12 protein-coding genes and 1 tRNA gene are annotated in these 14704 nt (G+C 61.9%); 8 read left to right on the plus strand and 5 right to left on the minus strand.

Going from position 1 to position 14704, the window contains the following annotated elements:
• Window positions 1–142: 142 nt before the first annotated feature.
• From ATY75_RS05405 to ATY75_RS05420, 4 genes are all read right to left on the minus strand, one after another.
• Window positions 143–1210 carry a porin gene (locus tag ATY75_RS05405; RefSeq protein WP_088936731.1) on the minus strand — a complete coding sequence of 356 codons (1068 nt, stop codon included), beginning with the start codon at window positions 1208–1210 and terminating at the stop codon, window positions 143–145.
• Window positions 1211–1795: 585 nt separating this feature from the next.
• Window positions 1796–1886: transfer RNA gene (locus ATY75_RS05410), tRNA-Ser, on the minus strand.
• A 248-nt stretch (window positions 1887–2134) separates the two neighbouring features.
• Entirely contained in the window at window positions 2135–3352 is a 1218-nt protein-coding gene (locus ATY75_RS05415; RefSeq protein ID WP_088936732.1) for an FAD-dependent oxidoreductase, read from the minus strand.
• 86 nt (window positions 3353–3438) lie between these two features.
• Complete coding sequence (locus ATY75_RS05420) at window positions 3439–4554, minus strand: Gfo/Idh/MocA family oxidoreductase (RefSeq protein WP_088936733.1); 1116 nt, start codon at window positions 4552–4554, stop codon at window positions 3439–3441.
• 206 nt (window positions 4555–4760) lie between these two features.
• Between ATY75_RS05420 and ATY75_RS05425 the strand changes: the two genes are divergently transcribed.
• The 8 genes from ATY75_RS05425 to ATY75_RS34500 all read left to right on the plus strand — a co-directional run bounded on the left by ATY75_RS05425 (window position 4761) and on the right by ATY75_RS34500 (window position 13179).
• Complete coding sequence (locus ATY75_RS05425; protein ID WP_064837855.1) at window positions 4761–5636, plus strand: MurR/RpiR family transcriptional regulator; 876 nt, start codon at window positions 4761–4763, stop codon at window positions 5634–5636.
• A gap of 93 nt (window positions 5637–5729) precedes the next feature.
• Entirely contained in the window at window positions 5730–7664 is a 1935-nt protein-coding gene (gene iolC, locus ATY75_RS05430; protein WP_088936734.1) for a 5-dehydro-2-deoxygluconokinase, read from the plus strand.
• Between the two features lie 205 nt (window positions 7665–7869).
• Complete coding sequence (iolD, locus tag ATY75_RS05435) at window positions 7870–9720, plus strand: 3D-(3,5/4)-trihydroxycyclohexane-1,2-dione acylhydrolase (decyclizing) (RefSeq protein ID WP_088936735.1); 1851 nt, start codon at window positions 7870–7872, stop codon at window positions 9718–9720.
• A gap of 66 nt (window positions 9721–9786) precedes the next feature.
• Window positions 9787–10704: a myo-inosose-2 dehydratase gene (iolE, locus tag ATY75_RS05440; RefSeq protein WP_088936736.1), complete on the plus strand. Its 918-nt coding sequence runs from the start codon at window positions 9787–9789 to the stop codon at window positions 10702–10704.
• Between the two features lie 196 nt (window positions 10705–10900).
• Window positions 10901–11698, plus strand: coding sequence for a 5-deoxy-glucuronate isomerase (gene iolB / locus ATY75_RS05445; protein WP_088936737.1), 798 nt, complete (start codon window positions 10901–10903; stop codon window positions 11696–11698).
• A gap of 88 nt (window positions 11699–11786) precedes the next feature.
• The gene (locus ATY75_RS05450; RefSeq protein ID WP_088936738.1) at window positions 11787–12011 is read left to right on the plus strand and encodes a DUF1127 domain-containing protein; all 225 of its coding nucleotides are present in this window, start codon (window positions 11787–11789) and stop codon (window positions 12009–12011) included.
• A gap of 68 nt (window positions 12012–12079) precedes the next feature.
• On the plus strand, window positions 12080–12916 hold the full coding sequence (locus tag ATY75_RS05455) for a helix-turn-helix domain-containing protein (protein WP_064837841.1): 837 nt from the start codon (window positions 12080–12082) through the stop codon (window positions 12914–12916).
• A gap of 101 nt (window positions 12917–13017) precedes the next feature.
• Window positions 13018–13179: a hypothetical protein gene (locus ATY75_RS34500; protein WP_003587616.1), complete on the plus strand. Its 162-nt coding sequence runs from the start codon at window positions 13018–13020 to the stop codon at window positions 13177–13179.
• A gap of 84 nt (window positions 13180–13263) precedes the next feature.
• Here the strand turns inward: ATY75_RS34500 and ATY75_RS05460 are convergent, their stop codons facing one another.
• Window positions 13264–14628 carry an MATE family efflux transporter gene (locus tag ATY75_RS05460; protein WP_088936739.1) on the minus strand — a complete coding sequence of 455 codons (1365 nt, stop codon included), beginning with the start codon at window positions 14626–14628 and terminating at the stop codon, window positions 13264–13266.
• Window positions 14629–14704 lie beyond the last annotated feature (76 nt).

The raw sequence follows: 14704 nt of genomic DNA on the forward strand, positions 1-14704 counted from the left end.
GTTGCCCCGGAACCGCGACGCACCTCCGGGCGACATGCATCGACCTCATGGAAGCCGGCGAGCTGGCAGACGCTGCGATCCCTCAATGCAAAAAGCCCGGCTCAAGAGCCGGGCTTTCCTGATTGACCGAAGTCAGATCAGATTAGAACGAACGCTGCAGACGGAAGTAGCCCGTCGTGGAGTCGTCGCCATCATCCGGATCGAGGTACTGAACCGAAGCCTTGGCGTAGAAGTTGTCGACGATCTGGTAATCAACCGTCAGACCGACCTTCCAGGCGTCGCCGAGACCGTCGAAGTCTTCCGGAACGTTCTTGCCACCGCCGAAGTAGTTGCCGTAGTACTGAACGGCCGGGGTGATCTTCAGCTTGTCGGTTGCCTTGATAGCGTATTCAGCAGCAACAGCCCACTCAGCCGAAGAGTAGTAGGAGTTCGGGCCGGAGGAGTATACGCCAGCGAGGCCGAGCGTGCCGGGGCCGATGTCAACCGTACCCATTGCGCGGATTGCGCCATCTTCGTTGTCGACGTCCCAGCCACCGGTGACCTGGTAGCTGAAGGCGCCAGCCTTGCCGCCGATGCCGAAGGCTACGCCGACATTGTTCGGACCATCATCCGCAGTGAAGACGGTGGTGCCGGGAACGGCGCCGGGAGTAAAGGTACCCTGGTAAACGCCGTCTTCCAGTTCGTCGACGCTGAGGCCAGCGTAGAAGGAGTCGGTTTCGTACTGATAACGGATGGAGTTATGCAGCGTTACGACCGAACCGATGTCGTCGGTTTCGCCGGAGAGGCCATCGTCCCACCAGCTGTAGAACAGACCAGCGCGGAAGCCGGCGATGTCGAGGTAAGCGGAGTCGAGCTTGGAGGTCTGGTCGGTAGCATTGTCAGCATTGAACTGCATGACGATGACGCCGGTCAGCGGACCATACTCGGTGTCGCTCTTGGCCGTGAACTGAACCTGACCGCGGGTAACGGCATCCCAGTCCGAATCGCCGCCGACGTCTTCGCCGACGTTAACCTGGAAACGGATGTAGCCGTTGATCTTGAGGCAGGTTTCGGTGCCCGGGATGTAGAAGTAGCCGGTGCCGTAGGCGTCGCAGACGCGAACGTATTCAACCGGTTCCGGCTCGGCAGCAACGATAGCGTCAGCAGCCTGAGCACCGGAAACTACTGCGAGAGCAGCAGCGGAGCCGAGAAGAAGGCTCTTGATGTTCATAAATGACCTCCAATTCAAAGTTTCGTTCGGGTTTGGGATCTTTCGCTGAGCAGCGTTCCCTGCCCCATTCCCGTGTTGCAAGAAGTGGACGATCAGTCGCCCTTGCTTCCGACGCTGAAAATACAAGACGGAAGCCGTCACGCAATCACCAACTTACTCGGATGGGGGGTTTCAGGGAGCCTTCCCGACTTCCTGTTGCTCAAAGGACACAAGTCGGGCAGCCGGCCCTGATTTCCTTTATGCTTTGTTAAGAAAACCTTGGTTTTGCGGCAGCTTAGGTCGGACCAGCAGTGATCTGGACATGAGCTGCGCAACATATTTGGAACGCTTTTTTGACGAAATCCTGATGCCGGACGAGATATCGCCACTGCGGCAAGCGTAACCAGACATGCACGGATTCGGTTTCGTTGCGTGTCGGGGATGCGAGCGGGCGATGATTCCCCGCTGGCGATTCTCACGCTCGAGGCGGAGCGATCCTCTCATTGCGCGATCGTGAATCATGACCGCTCAGCGATCACGAGACATAGGCCGCCCAAGCGGAAATGGTTTTCCGCGTGATTTGAACTGAGCTGGGAAAAATCAAGATGGCGGAGAAGATGGGATTCGAACCCACGATACGCTTTTGACGTATACTCCCTTAGCAGGGGAGCGCCTTCGACCACTCGGCCACCTCTCCGGTGCGGCCTAACTATGGCGACCGGTCTGTGAATGCAAGGGTTTTTTGAGCTTTCACCAGAAGAAATGCAGTGGGTGGCATTTCGGCCGGTTGAGCAAACAGACGGCATTTCCTGGCGGGATCGGCGGATTTTGATCGCGCTTCGTTCTCTTCGACGGCGAAGTGGAGTTTTGCCGCCCGGCGTCCGATAGGATTGCCGGGCGCAGAACGGCGTTGTGGCCGGTGATTCTTTGCGACGGGTGCCCGAGTCAGCCGAGCAGGCGCTTGAGATCGGCGGAGGGGTCGGCGAGAATCGAGCGGTCGGGGTTGATCCCGGATTCCAGCAGCTTTTTGCCGGTCACATAGGCCTTGGCGTCGTTGATGGCATCGACGGCAATCAGCAGGCCTTCCCGGAAGTACCAGATAGAATGGGCGCCTTCGCGGGCGCCGGGACGCAGCAGCGTTTCGTCATAGCCGAGATTGAAGCCGGCGATCTGCAGCTTGACATCATACTGGTCGGACCAGAACCACGGCTTCGGATCATACGGCTCGCTGCCGCCGGCAATGACGGCTGCCGCCGCTTCGGCCTGGTCGACGGCGTTCTGCACCGATTCGAGCCGGATACGGCCACCCTGCCAGGGAAGAGCCGCGCAATCGCCGGCGGCAAAGATCGCCGGATCGGAGGTGCGGGCGAATTCGTCGACGACGATGCCGTTGGCGACTTCGAGGCCGGCTTCCTTGGCGAGCTGGTCATTCGGAACGACGCCGATACCGACGACGACAAAGTCGATGTCGATCACCGATCCGTCGGAAAGCGCGGCGCCGGTAACGCGGCCATCCTTGCCGACCAGGTGCTTGAGCCCGGTTTTCTCGCGGATCGCCACGTCGTGGGACTCATGGATCCCGCGCATGATGTCGGCGGTTTCCTTCGCCGCGACGCGCTGCAGGATGCGGTCGGCCATCTCGATGACGGTGACCTCAAGGCCGCGGTGGCGGGCAACGGCTGCCGCCTCGAGGCCGATATAACCGCCGCCGATGATAAGGACACGGCGACCAGGGCGCATTTCGTCCGCGAGCAGATCGGCATCGCGCTTGTCGCGGGCAACATAGACGCCTTCAAGATCGCCGCCGATTGCGGCCGGCAGCCGGCGCGGCGTCGAGCCGGTTGCGAGCGCCAGCGTGCCGTAGTCGAGAACGGAGCCGTCCTGCAGCAGAACCTGCTTGCTGTCCGGCTTGATCTGCTCGGCCCAGGTGGAAAGGCGAAGGTCGACGTCATTGTCGCCATACCAGTGCTGGTCGCGGAACAGCAGGCGGTCGAAGCTCATTTCGCCGAGCAGATATTTCTTCGAAAGCGGCGGGCGCTGATAGGGCGCCACGTCCTCGGCGCCGATAAGGGTGATCGGGCGCGTGTCCTTCAAGGCACGCAGCTTAGCGGCCAATGCGAAACCAGCCTGCCCCGCGCCGATGATCACCAGTCTATCCGTCACGATCTCACTCCTGAAACTAGGCCGACACTCATGCCAAGGCCTATCCCCTGCCCTATGCGCCGTCAACGGAAAGCGGCTTCTTACCTTCAGCCGATCTCGATCCAGCGACGCTCGTGGAAGGACTGTGCCATGGCATGCACCGACTTCTCTATCCTGAGACCGTCTTTAAATGTCACGATCGACGACGGCTCACCCGATATTGCCCGGATCAGCTCCCGGCATTCGATGATCTTCAGATCGTTGAAGCCGAGGCCGTGGCCGGGGGCCGGGATGAAGCGATCATAAGGCCGATGGGCCGGTGCCGCCAGTATCTTGCGGAAACCTTGTTCGCAGCCGCGACCCTCGGCCTGATAGAGTTCGAATTCGTTCATCCGCTCCTGGTCGTAGACGATCGAGCCCTTCGAGCCAAAAATCTGCAGGGCGATGCGGCCCTTGCGGCCCCAGGCGGCGCGATTGGCCATCAACACGGCGGAGATGCCGCCGCCAAGCCGCATCAGCACGTTGGCGGCGTCGTGGTTTTCGACGGCACGGCGGCCACCATCGCTCAGCGGGCGGTCGGCATAGGGTTTGACCATATCCGTTATGACGGCCTCGACATGGCCGAAGAGATACCAAAGCAGCGACAGCGGGTGCACGGCGAAATCGTCGAGCGCGCCGTAGCCAGCGGAAAGCTCGCTCTTCCAATAGAAGAAGACATCGGGATCGGCCATGAAATCCTCATCCATCTCGACGCGGATATGGTTGACCGTGCCGATGGCGCCCTCGCCGACAAGCGTCTTGATGTGCCGCACGACCGGATTCTGGATATAATTATAGCCAAGGGCGGCAACCTTGCCGGAGCGTTCCGCCGTTTCCAGCATGCGCTCGGCATCGGCATAGGCCGGCGCCATCGGCTTTTCGCACCAGACATGCTTGCCGGCTTCAAGCGCTGCAATCGCCATTTCGGCGTGGAACTGGTTGGGTGTGGTGACGGAGACGACATCGACCTCGGGATCGGCGATCAGCGCCCGCCAGTCGGCCGTCGCCTTCTCGAAGCCGAATTCGCCGGCCCGCGCCTCAGCCAGCCCAGCATTGGCTTCGGCCAGATGAACGAGACGCGGACGCTCGACGTCGCCGAATACCGTCTTCACGGCATTCCAGGCCAGCGCATGGCACTTGCCCATATAGCCGGTGCCGATCAAACCGATGCCGAGTGGCTTCATTTCCGTCTCCTCCAAAACTGTGCGCGGATTTTTGGAATATTTGGATCATTTTGACAAGAGACCCATTCACGGGCATCGGCACCATTTTTTACGAGAGCTGTTTAAATCCCTTGAATTACAGGCGATTAAAAACAATTAGGCGCGCAGTTTGAAATCGTCTATGCTCCGCGATATGGAATATTTGTTTCATCTCGTGAGCCGCAAGCATGGATAACGACCCCCAGAGGCAGGCGCGTGTGCCGCGCGATTTCGAAAGTCTGCGCAGCACCATCATCGAGCGCAAAGCGAGCATGCCGAAGCGGCTGGCGCAGGTCGCCGCCTTTGCGCTCGGCAATCCCGACGAGATCGCCTTCGGCACGACGGCGAGCATCGCGGCCGCCTCCGAGGTCCAGCCTTCGACGCTGGTGCGCCTGGCGCACCATCTCGGTTACGAAGGCTTTTCCGACCTGCAGAGCATCTTCCGCGAAAGATTGCGCGACCGCACGCTGAGCTATGAAGAGCGGCTGGTCACGCTGGAGCAGGCGAGCGGCGACGACGAGGACGCCAATCTGCTGTCTGGCTTCATCGCCGCGGCCAGCCAGTCGGTCAACCGACTGGCGGCGACGGTGCAGAGCGACACATTCACCAAAGCAGTGGATATCCTTGCCGCCGCCGAGACGATCTATCTGATCGCCAAACGGCGCTCCTATCCGCTGACGGCGCACATGACCTACGCTTTTTCCAAGCTCAATATCCGCCACCAGATCGTCGCCTCGCCGAATGGCGTCGATCCGGAGATGGTTCAGTTCGCGACACCGAAGGATGCGGCGATCGCCGCAAGCTTCTCGCCCTATGCGGCCGACAGCCTCAACCAGAGCCAGGAGCTTGCCGACCGCGGCGTCCCCGTCATCGCCATTACCGATTCGGCCTTCTCGCCACTTGCCGCCTGCGCCACACACTGGTTCGAAGTGGCCGAGGCCGATTTCGCCGGCTTTCGTTCGCTTTCGGCCTCGATGGCGCTCACCATGGCGCTGCCGGTGGCCATCGCCGAGCGGCGCCGCAAGCGCCAGCACGCAAAAGCTGGGAAAGCGAAAATGGAATAAACATTCCGAATTGACAAAATATCGGAACCGATGTTTCATTATTGACAAATTCGCAGGCACTGGAAGCCGCGCAAAATCTAGCGGGAGGACATCATGGTACAATCGAATCCGGGTTCACGGCCGGAGCCGGCGCTTGATGTAATCACCATCGGCCGCTCCTCGGTCGATCTTTACGGCCAGCAGATTGGTTCGCGGCTGGAGGATATCGCCTCCTTCGCCAAATCCGTCGGTGGCTGCCCGGCCAATATCGCCATCGGCACGGCGCGGCTCGGCCTCAAATCCGGCCTCATCACCCGCGTCGGCGACGAGCAGATGGGGCGCTTCATCCGCGAGCAGTCGGCGCGCGAGGGCGTGGCAACAGATGGCATCGTCACCGACAAGGAACGGCTGACGGCGCTGGTGCTGCTTGCAGTCGAGGCCGAAGGCGTATCGCCGATGATCTTCTATCGCTCCGACTGCGCCGACATGGCGCTCGACGAAGGCGATATCGACGAAAACTTCATTAAGTCATCGCGCGCCGTCCTGGTGTCCGGCACGCATTTCTCCCGGCCGAATACCGAGGCCGCGCAGCGCAAGGCGATCCGCATCGCCAAGGCGAATGGCCGTAAGGTGATCTTCGACATCGACTACCGGCCGAATCTCTGGGGCCTTGCCGGCCATGCCGAAGGTTTCGAGCGTTATGTGAAATCCGACCGAGTCTCCTCGAAGATGAAGGAGACGCTGCCGGATTGCGACCTGATCGTCGGCACCGAAGAAGAAATCCTGATCGCTTCCGGCGCTGACGACGTGCTCGGTGCGCTGAAGGAGATTCGCCGCCTGTCGCCGGCAACGATCGTGCTGAAGCGCGGCGCCATGGGCTGCATCGTCTATGACGGGCCGATCGCCGACGATCTTGAAGCCGGCATCGTCGGCGAGGGTTTCCCGATCGAAGTCTTCAACGTGCTCGGCGCCGGCGATGCCTTCATGTCCGGCTTCCTGCGCGGCTTCCTGCGCGACGAGCCGCTGAAGACCTGCGCCACCTGGGCCAATGCCTGCGGCGCCTTTGCCGTTTCCCGCCTGCTCTGCTCGCCGGAATATCCGACCTGGGCGGAACTCGATTTCTTCCTCAAGACCGGCAGCCAGCATCGGGCGTTGCGCAAGGACGAGGCGATCAACCATATCCATTGGGCATCGACCCGGCGCGGCGACGTTCCGCTGCTGATGGCGTTGGCGATCGACCACCGTTCACAGCTCGTCAGCGTTGCCGACGAACTCGGCATCGGCCATGACAAGATCGTCGCCTTCAAGCGGCTGGCGGTCTCGGCAGCGGCGCGGGTTTCGAATGGCCGCGACGGCTACGGCATGCTGATCGACGAACGTTTCGGCCGCGATGCCTTTTTCGATGCGGCGACGAAAAATTTCTCCTGGATCGGCCGGCCCGTGGAGCTGCCGGGCTCAAAGCCGCTGCGCTTCGAATTCAGCCAGGATATCGGCTCGCAGCTGGTGGAGTGGCCGCTCGGCCATTGCATCAAGTGCCTGTGCTTCTATCATCCCGATGATCCGGCTGACCTGAAAACGGAGCAGCAGGAGAAGCTGCGCACGCTGTTCGAAGCCGCACGCAAAGTCGGCCGCGAGCTGCTGGTGGAGATCATCGCCGGCAAGAACGGGCCGCTGACCGACGATACGATCGCGACCGCGCTTGAAGAACTGTATGCACTCGGCATCAAGCCGGACTGGTGGAAGCTGGAGCCGCAAGCTTCCGGCGAAGCCTGGAAGAAGATCGACGCCGTCATCGCCAAAAATGATCCTTGGTGCCGCGGTATCGTGCTGCTCGGGCTCGAGGCGCCTGCCGAGGAGCTGATCTCCTGCTTCGAGGCGACGCTGGCGGCCCCTTCAGTGAAGGGCTTTGCCGTCGGCCGGACGATCTTTGCGGATGCGGCGCGCGCCTGGCTTTCGGGCGCCATGAACGACGAGGAGGCGATCGCCGACATGGCTGGCCGCTTCCGGCAGCTGACAGAGGCGTGGTTGAAGACGCGCGGACTTCACTGAGAATTGAGAAGAAGACCCCTCCCCAACCCCTCCCCACAAGGGGGAGGGACTTAATCTGAGGCATCGCCTCACGCCGTGAGCAAGCGTCCTGCGGATGAAACCTCGTGGTGTGAATGGAAAGAGCAGAACGGGTTAGCCCCTGCCCCTTGTGGGGAGGGGTTGGGGAGGGAAAACAGACAGAGAGTCAAAACTCCGGGAGGCCCCGATGGGCAAGACGATTCGGTTGACGATGGCGCAGGCCGTCGCACATTTCCTCAAAAAGCAGAAGACGATGGTCGACGGCAGGAAAGTGCCGATCTTCGGCGGCGTCTGGGCGATCTTCGGTCACGGCAACGTCGCCGGCATCGGCGAGGCGCTCTATCAGGTGCGTGGCGAACTGACGACCTATCGCGCCCATAACGAACAGGGCATGGCGCATGCCGCGATCGCCTATGCCAAGGCGAATTTCCGCACGCGTTTCATGGCCTGCACCACCTCGATCGGCCCCGGTGCGCTGAACATGGTGACCGCCGCAGGCGTGGCGCATGTCAACCGCATTCCCGTTCTTTTCCTGCCGGGCGACGTCTTCGCCAACCGCGCGCCCGATCCGGTGCTGCAGCAGATCGAGGATTTCGGCGACGGCACGGTATCGGCCAATGACGCCTTCCGTCCGGTTTCGCGCTATTTCGACCGCATCACTCGGCCGGAACAGATCATTTCGGCGCTGAAGCGCGCCATGCAGGTGCTGACCGATCCCTTGGATTGCGGTCCGGTGACCTTGTCGCTCTGCCAGGACGTTCAGGCTGAGGCCTATGATTATCCGGAAAGCCTGTTTGAAGAAAAAGTCTGGGCGATCCGCCGGCCGCAGCCGGATGCCGATGAACTCGCCAATGCCATCGCACTGATCAAAGCTTCGCAGAAGCCGGTGATCGTTGCCGGCGGCGGCGTGCTTTATTCGCAGGCGACGAAGGAGCTTGCCGCCTTTGCCGAGGCCCACGCCATTCCCGTCGTCGTCACCCAGGCTGGCAAGTCGTCGATCAACGAGACCCATCCGCTGGCGCTCGGCTCGGTCGGCGTCACCGGCACGTCCGCGGCGAATGCGATCGCTGAGGAGACGGATCTCGTCATCGCCGTCGGCACACGCTGCCAGGATTTCACCACCGGCTCCTGGGCGCTGTTCAAGAACAACAGCCTCAAGATGATCGGCCTCAATATCGCCGCCTATGACGCGGTGAAGCATGATAGCCACCCTGTTGTGGCCGATGCCCGCGAAGGGCTGAAGGCGCTTTCAGCCGGGCTTTCCGGCTGGACGGCGCCGGCAGCACTCGCCGACAAGGCCGCGGCCGAGAAGAAAGTCTGGATGGAAGCCGCGGAAAAGGCCATGGCGACGACCAATGCCGCCCTGCCCTCCGACGCCCAGGTGATCGGCGCGGTGGCGCGCACGATCGGCGGCGAGAATACGACGGTGCTTTGCGCCGCCGGCGGCCTGCCCGGCGAATTGCACAAGCTCTGGCCGGCGACGGCGCCGGGCAGCTATCACATGGAATACGGCTTTTCCTGCATGGGCTATGAGATCGCCGGCGGGCTCGGCGCCAAGATGGCGCATCCCGAACGCGAGGTCGTCGTCATGGTCGGCGACGGCTCGTACATGATGATGAATTCGGAGATCGCCACCTCGGTGATGCTCGGCCTCAAGCTCAACATCGTCGTGCTCGACAATCGCGGTTATGGCTGCATCAACCGGCTGCAGATGGGAACCGGCGGCGCCAACTTCAACAATCTGCTCAAGGACTCCTATCACGAGGTGATGCCGGAGATCGATTTCCGCGCACATGCCGAAAGCATGGGCGCCATCGCCGTCAAGGTCTCGTCCATTGCTGAGCTGGAGCAGGCAATCGCCGATTCGAAGAAAAACGACCGCACCTCGGTCTTCCTCATCGACACCGACCCGCTTGTTACCACGGAGGCCGGCGGCCACTGGTGGGATGTCGCGGTGCCCGAAGTCAGCCCGCGCGAAGAAGTCAACCAGGCGCGCAAGGGCTATATCGAAGCGCGCGCGGCCCAGCGCATCGGCTGATTCGATTGCTGTCATTTTTCGGAGGAGCGGAACTGCTCCTCCGCACTACTTTTAAGGAGAATGTTGATGAAGGCCAAACTCGGCATGTCGCCCATCGCCTGGTGGAACGACGACCTTCCCGAACTCAGCGACGACGTATCCCTGGAGGAATGCCTGCGGCAATCGCGCGGCGCCGGTTTCACCGGCATGGAGCAAGGCCGCCGTTTCCCCAGCAACCCGCAGGAGATGCTGCCCATTCTGCGCGCCGCCGACGTAACGCTGTGCGGCGGCTGGTTCTCCGGCACGTTGGTCAATGAGGAGCTTGCCGCCAATAAAGATCGCATCGCGCCGATGATCGACCTGTTCAAGGCGGTCAATGCGCCCTGCATCGTCTATGGCGAAGTCGGCCGCTCGATCCAGGGCGACCGCTCCAAGCCGCTCGCGACCAAGCCGCGCCTTGCCGACGACGAGATGAAGGCCTATGCGCGGCGCGTCACCGAGTTCGGGGAATGGTGCGCCGAACAGGGCATGCCGCTCTCCTATCACCACCATATGGCCGCCGTGGTCGAAACCGAGCCGGAACTCGACGCCTTCATGCGTAATTCGGGCGAAGGCATTCCGCTGCTGCTCGATGCCGGGCATCTTGCCTTTGCCGGCGGCGACGTCTTGCGTGCCATCGATAATCATCATGCCCGCATCAACCATGTCCACGTCAAGGACATCCGCAAAGCTGTGGTCGACGGGCTCGATCGCAGCCGGCAGTCCTTCCTCGATGCGGTAGCACTCGGCGCCTTCACCGTGCCGGGCGACGGCTCGCTCGATTTCGGCGCCATCGTCCAGCGGTTCGCCGACTACGGCTATGAGGGCTGGTTCGTCGTCGAAGCCGAGCAGGATCCGCGCAAGGCGCCGCCGCAGAAGATGGCCGAGATCGGACATGCCGAACTGATGCGCGTGATGACGGCGGCTGGTTATACGGTGGAAACCGAAGGTTTCCCGAAGGGATAACGGAAAAGAAAACCCCTTCCCAACCCCTCCCCACAAGGGGGAGGGACTTAACTTGAGGCACCGCCCTGCTCCAGACAGCGCCACCTTGCAAAAGGAACGTCGCAACATGAGCGAGACCGCGGCGCAGATTAAGCCCCTCCCCCTTGTGGGGAGGGGTTTGGGGCGGGGATTTTGTAATGTACGAGGAGAACCACCAATGCCAAACCTCAAGGTCAAACCATCCGGCACGCATGGCCGCGTCACGCATGTCACGCCTGAAAGCGCCGGCTGGACCTATGTCGGCTTCGATCTGCATCGCTTGAAGCCGGGCGAGACGGTTTCGGGAGAGACCGGCGATCGGGAAGTCTGCCTCGTCTGGGTGACCGGCAAGGGCCAGGCGTCGGCCGGCACCAGGGATTTCGGCATGCTCGGCGGCCGTATGAGCCCGTTCGAAGGCGCGCCACATGCGCTCTATATCCCGATGGAATCGACGTGGTCAGTAACGGCGGAGACCGATCTCGAGCTCGCCGTCTGCTCGGCGCCCGGCGGCGGCACCTATGAGGCGAAGGCGATTCCCCCCGGCACACATCCACAGGCCACGCGCGGCAAGGGCACGAATGTCCGCTACGTCAACAATATCATGCCTGAAGACGACAGCTCGGCACATTCGCTGCTCGTCGTCGAGGTGATCACGCCCGGCGGCCATACCTCCTCCTATCCGCCGCATAAACACGACCGGGACGACTTGCCGAACGAGAGTTTCCTGGAAGAGACCTATTACCATCGCCTCAACCCGCCGCAGGGTTTTGGTTTCCAGCGCGTCTATACCGACGATCGCTCGCTCGACGAAGCGATGGCGATCGAGGACGGCGACGTGACGCTGGTGCCGAAGGGCTACCATCCCTGCGCGGCAACGCACGGGTACGATCTCTATTACCTCAACGTCATGGCCGGGCCGAAGCGGATCTGGAAATTCCACAATGCCGTCGAGCACGAATGGCTGCTGAAAGAGTAAGCGCACCTCCGAATCGCTAAATATTCTGACAGCGCCAAGCCGCCGCTGATGGTTCACTGCCTCCATCCAACAAGGATGGAGGATCACCATGCATAGCTCGAATATCACCATAACAAGCCGCAACAGCCGTCCTTCGCATCACGGGCCCGGCCTGTTGCCTGCGGCAATCACGGCCGTCCACTGGCTGGCACGCAAGATCGGCGAACGGCGCAACCGCAATGCGCTGATGGAACTTTCCGACGATCAGCTGAAGGATATCGGCCTTTCCAGGGGACAGACGGAAAGTGACGTTCACGTCTATAGTCGCTACTGAACACAGGCATCAGTTGTGATACTGTGGCCGGGTCGCCTCGTCCGCGGCCTGTCCACCGGGAAATCGAGATGTCGCAGGTTTCAACGGCATTGCTTCTGAAAACGAAGACCATCGCCATTCGCGACATCATCTGCGATGGCGAGTGCCGCCACCGAAGCGATGAGGAATGCACTCACAAGACGAGCCTCGTCTATCCCTATCGCGGCGTCTTCATGCGGCATGTCGGCCGCAACGATACGGTGGCCGAAGCCAATCAGATGCTGTTCTTCAATGCCGGTCAGGGTTATCGGATCAGTCATCCAATCGAGGGTGGCGACGCCTGCATCGATCTGGCGATCGACGAATCTCTGCTCGAAGAGCTCGCGCCGAAGGACCAGGTGCAGCAAGGCCCGGCCCTTTCATTCCGCCGCCAGCGCCGGCGGATCGATCCGCGCGCGCAGGCGCTGGTCGCTCTTCTACGTCACGGTCTCAGGCGCAACGTCGCCGAAACGCTGGAGGCGGAAACCTTGGCGCTGACGCTGGTGCGCCGTTCGCTCGGCGAGCGCACATCGCATGCGGCCGGCGCCAGCGCCGGCCGGCAGAAACTCGTCGACCGGGCAAAGCTGGTGCTTTCCTCCGATCTGGCACGGCGCTGGACACTGTCGGAGATCGCCTCCGAAGTGGGCGTCTCGCCTGTTTATCTCACCCAGGTCTTCCAGCAGGTCGAGGCGACGCCGCTTTACCGCTATCAGCTGCGGCTGAGGCTTGCCCGCGCGCTCGATCTGCTCGGCCAGTATGAGGATCTGACCGCGCTCGGCCTCGACCTCGGCTTTTCCAGCCATAGCCATTTCAGCGCCTCCTTCAAGCAGGCCTTCGGGCAGACGCCGGCGGAATTCCAGCGCGCGGCGCAACTACGGCGCAGGTAAGACCGACAGGAATCGCTAAAGATTTCGACAGCGGCGATGCGGCCTTCGATGATCTTATCAGCCTGTCCCGATCCGGGGACGATCAACCGGAGGATCATCTTATGAAGAAGACGACATGCGCTGCCTGCGACTGTGAACTCGGCGCGGAGACCATCACCGTCAAGCTCGGCGGCAAGACCGTCGAGGTCTGCTGCCAGGAATGCGCCGAGGCGCTGAACGAAGCGGAAGCCGCGACATCGGCCGCTTCGGCAGGCAAGGAATAGACGTAACCCGGCAAAAGCCCCGCTCCGCCAAAGGCTGATACCCAACTTTCGGGGATCAGTTCAAGGAAGCGCGGCCTTTCCATCTCAAGCGGGCAGAAGCCCGTAATGCCAGCCGCGGCGCTTCGCGTTTTGCGACAACACCAGGAAAGCCAGGATGCACATGCCTGCCTCGGCAAAGACCGGCACCATCCAAATCCCCCGCTCGCCGAAGACGAGGGGCAGAAGAAAGGTCAGCGGCAGGGTGAAGAGATAAGGCCGCGACAGGCCGAAGATCGCCGCGCGCGGCGCGTCGCCAATCGACTGGAAATAGGACGACAGGATCAGCATCTGCCCGAAGAGGAAATAGGCGGCGATCGTCCAGGGCAGAATTCGCCTGACCTCGGCGACAATGGCGGGATCGGCGACGAAGACGGCGCCGAGGCGGCCTGCCAAAACTTCGACCGCGATCTCGACCAGGCTGCAATAGACGAGCGCCGAAAGCATGGCGATCTGCAGGCTGCGGCCGACGCGAAGACCGAGGCCGGCGCCGTGATTGTTGCCCGCAATGGTCTGCAGGGCGATGCTGAGGCCAAGCAGCGGCAGATAGGCGAAGGTCATGATCCGGGTGATGATGCCGTAGGCGGCGACCGTCGCGACACGATCATGGGTGCTCCAGAGCGAGATGTTGACGAGAATGGCGGCGGATGCCAGCGATATGCCGATGAAGCCGAGGCTCATCGGCGCGCCGAAGGCGACGATGCCGCGCCATTCGGCAGGTGCGAATCCTCGATAAGGCCGGAGTGCAGCCGGCCGGCGGAAGCGATAGGTCAGCACGGCGGTCAGACAGACGAATTGCGAGGCGATGGAGCCGGCCGCCGACCCGAGCACGCCCCAATGCATCACCGCCATGAACAGCCAGTTGGCGAGGATGTTGAGCAGCGAGGCCGATAGCGTCACCAGCGTCATGAAACCGATCCTGCCCTCGCAGCGCAGACCGTCAAGATGCAGCGACAGGAAGAAGCTCACCGGCGCGAAGGCGATCATTGCGCCCATGAACTGCATGGCGCCCCGGGCCACGGCGGCCGTGCCGGCACCGGCGTCGATGATCTGACGGCCGAGGGACCAGAAGACGATGTTGAGGATCAGAGTGACGGCCAGCGCCAGTGTATGGGCACCTGTGAATACCCTGCCCGCGTCCTGGCGATCGCCGGCGCCGAGCCGGCGGGCGAGGATGCTCGCCATGCCGTTCGAGACCAGCGATTGCAGAGCGATCAGCAGCATCAGCCCCGGGAAGATGAGACTGACTGCCGAGAGCGCGTCGGGGCCGACATAGGCGCCGAGGAAAAAAGCGTCGACGACGGTGAACAGGCCATTGCCGGTGGTGATCGCGACGATCGGCGCCGCCGTCTTGATGAAGACGGCCGGCAGCCAGCCGGTGAGGAAGGCATTGCCTTCGGAAAGATCGGTCATGGAGAGATCCGTGTGATTAGCGGGCAACCCAATCCGCTTGAAATCATGCGGATCCGAGCAGCCTCAAAAGGGATCA

The organism is Rhizobium sp. N122 (assembly GCF_002211295.1).
Taxonomy (GTDB): domain Bacteria; phylum Pseudomonadota; class Alphaproteobacteria; order Rhizobiales; family Rhizobiaceae; genus Rhizobium.

Excerpts from the sequence above, each read along its gene's own strand:
- ATY75_RS05450 (WP_088936738.1), top strand. The coding sequence starts at position 11,787 with ATGCATAGCTCGAATATCACCATAACAAGCCGCAACAGCCGTCCTTCG.
- ATY75_RS05420 (WP_088936733.1), bottom strand. The coding sequence starts at position 4,554 with ATGAAGCCACTCGGCATCGGTTTGATCGGCACCGGCTATATGGGCAAG.
- ATY75_RS05425 (WP_064837855.1), top strand. The coding sequence starts at position 4,761 with ATGGATAACGACCCCCAGAGGCAGGCGCGTGTGCCGCGCGATTTCGAA.
- ATY75_RS05460 (WP_088936739.1), bottom strand. The coding sequence starts at position 14,628 with ATGACCGATCTTTCCGAAGGCAATGCCTTCCTCACCGGCTGGCTGCCG.
- iolD (WP_088936735.1), top strand. The coding sequence starts at position 7,870 with ATGGGCAAGACGATTCGGTTGACGATGGCGCAGGCCGTCGCACATTTC.
- iolC (WP_088936734.1), top strand. The coding sequence starts at position 5,730 with ATGGTACAATCGAATCCGGGTTCACGGCCGGAGCCGGCGCTTGATGTA.
- ATY75_RS05405 (WP_088936731.1), bottom strand. The coding sequence starts at position 1,210 with ATGAACATCAAGAGCCTTCTTCTCGGCTCCGCTGCTGCTCTCGCAGTA.
- iolE (WP_088936736.1), top strand. The coding sequence starts at position 9,787 with ATGAAGGCCAAACTCGGCATGTCGCCCATCGCCTGGTGGAACGACGAC.
- iolB (WP_088936737.1), top strand. The coding sequence starts at position 10,901 with ATGCCAAACCTCAAGGTCAAACCATCCGGCACGCATGGCCGCGTCACG.
- ATY75_RS05455 (WP_064837841.1), top strand. The coding sequence starts at position 12,080 with ATGTCGCAGGTTTCAACGGCATTGCTTCTGAAAACGAAGACCATCGCC.
- ATY75_RS34500 (WP_003587616.1), top strand. The coding sequence starts at position 13,018 with ATGAAGAAGACGACATGCGCTGCCTGCGACTGTGAACTCGGCGCGGAG.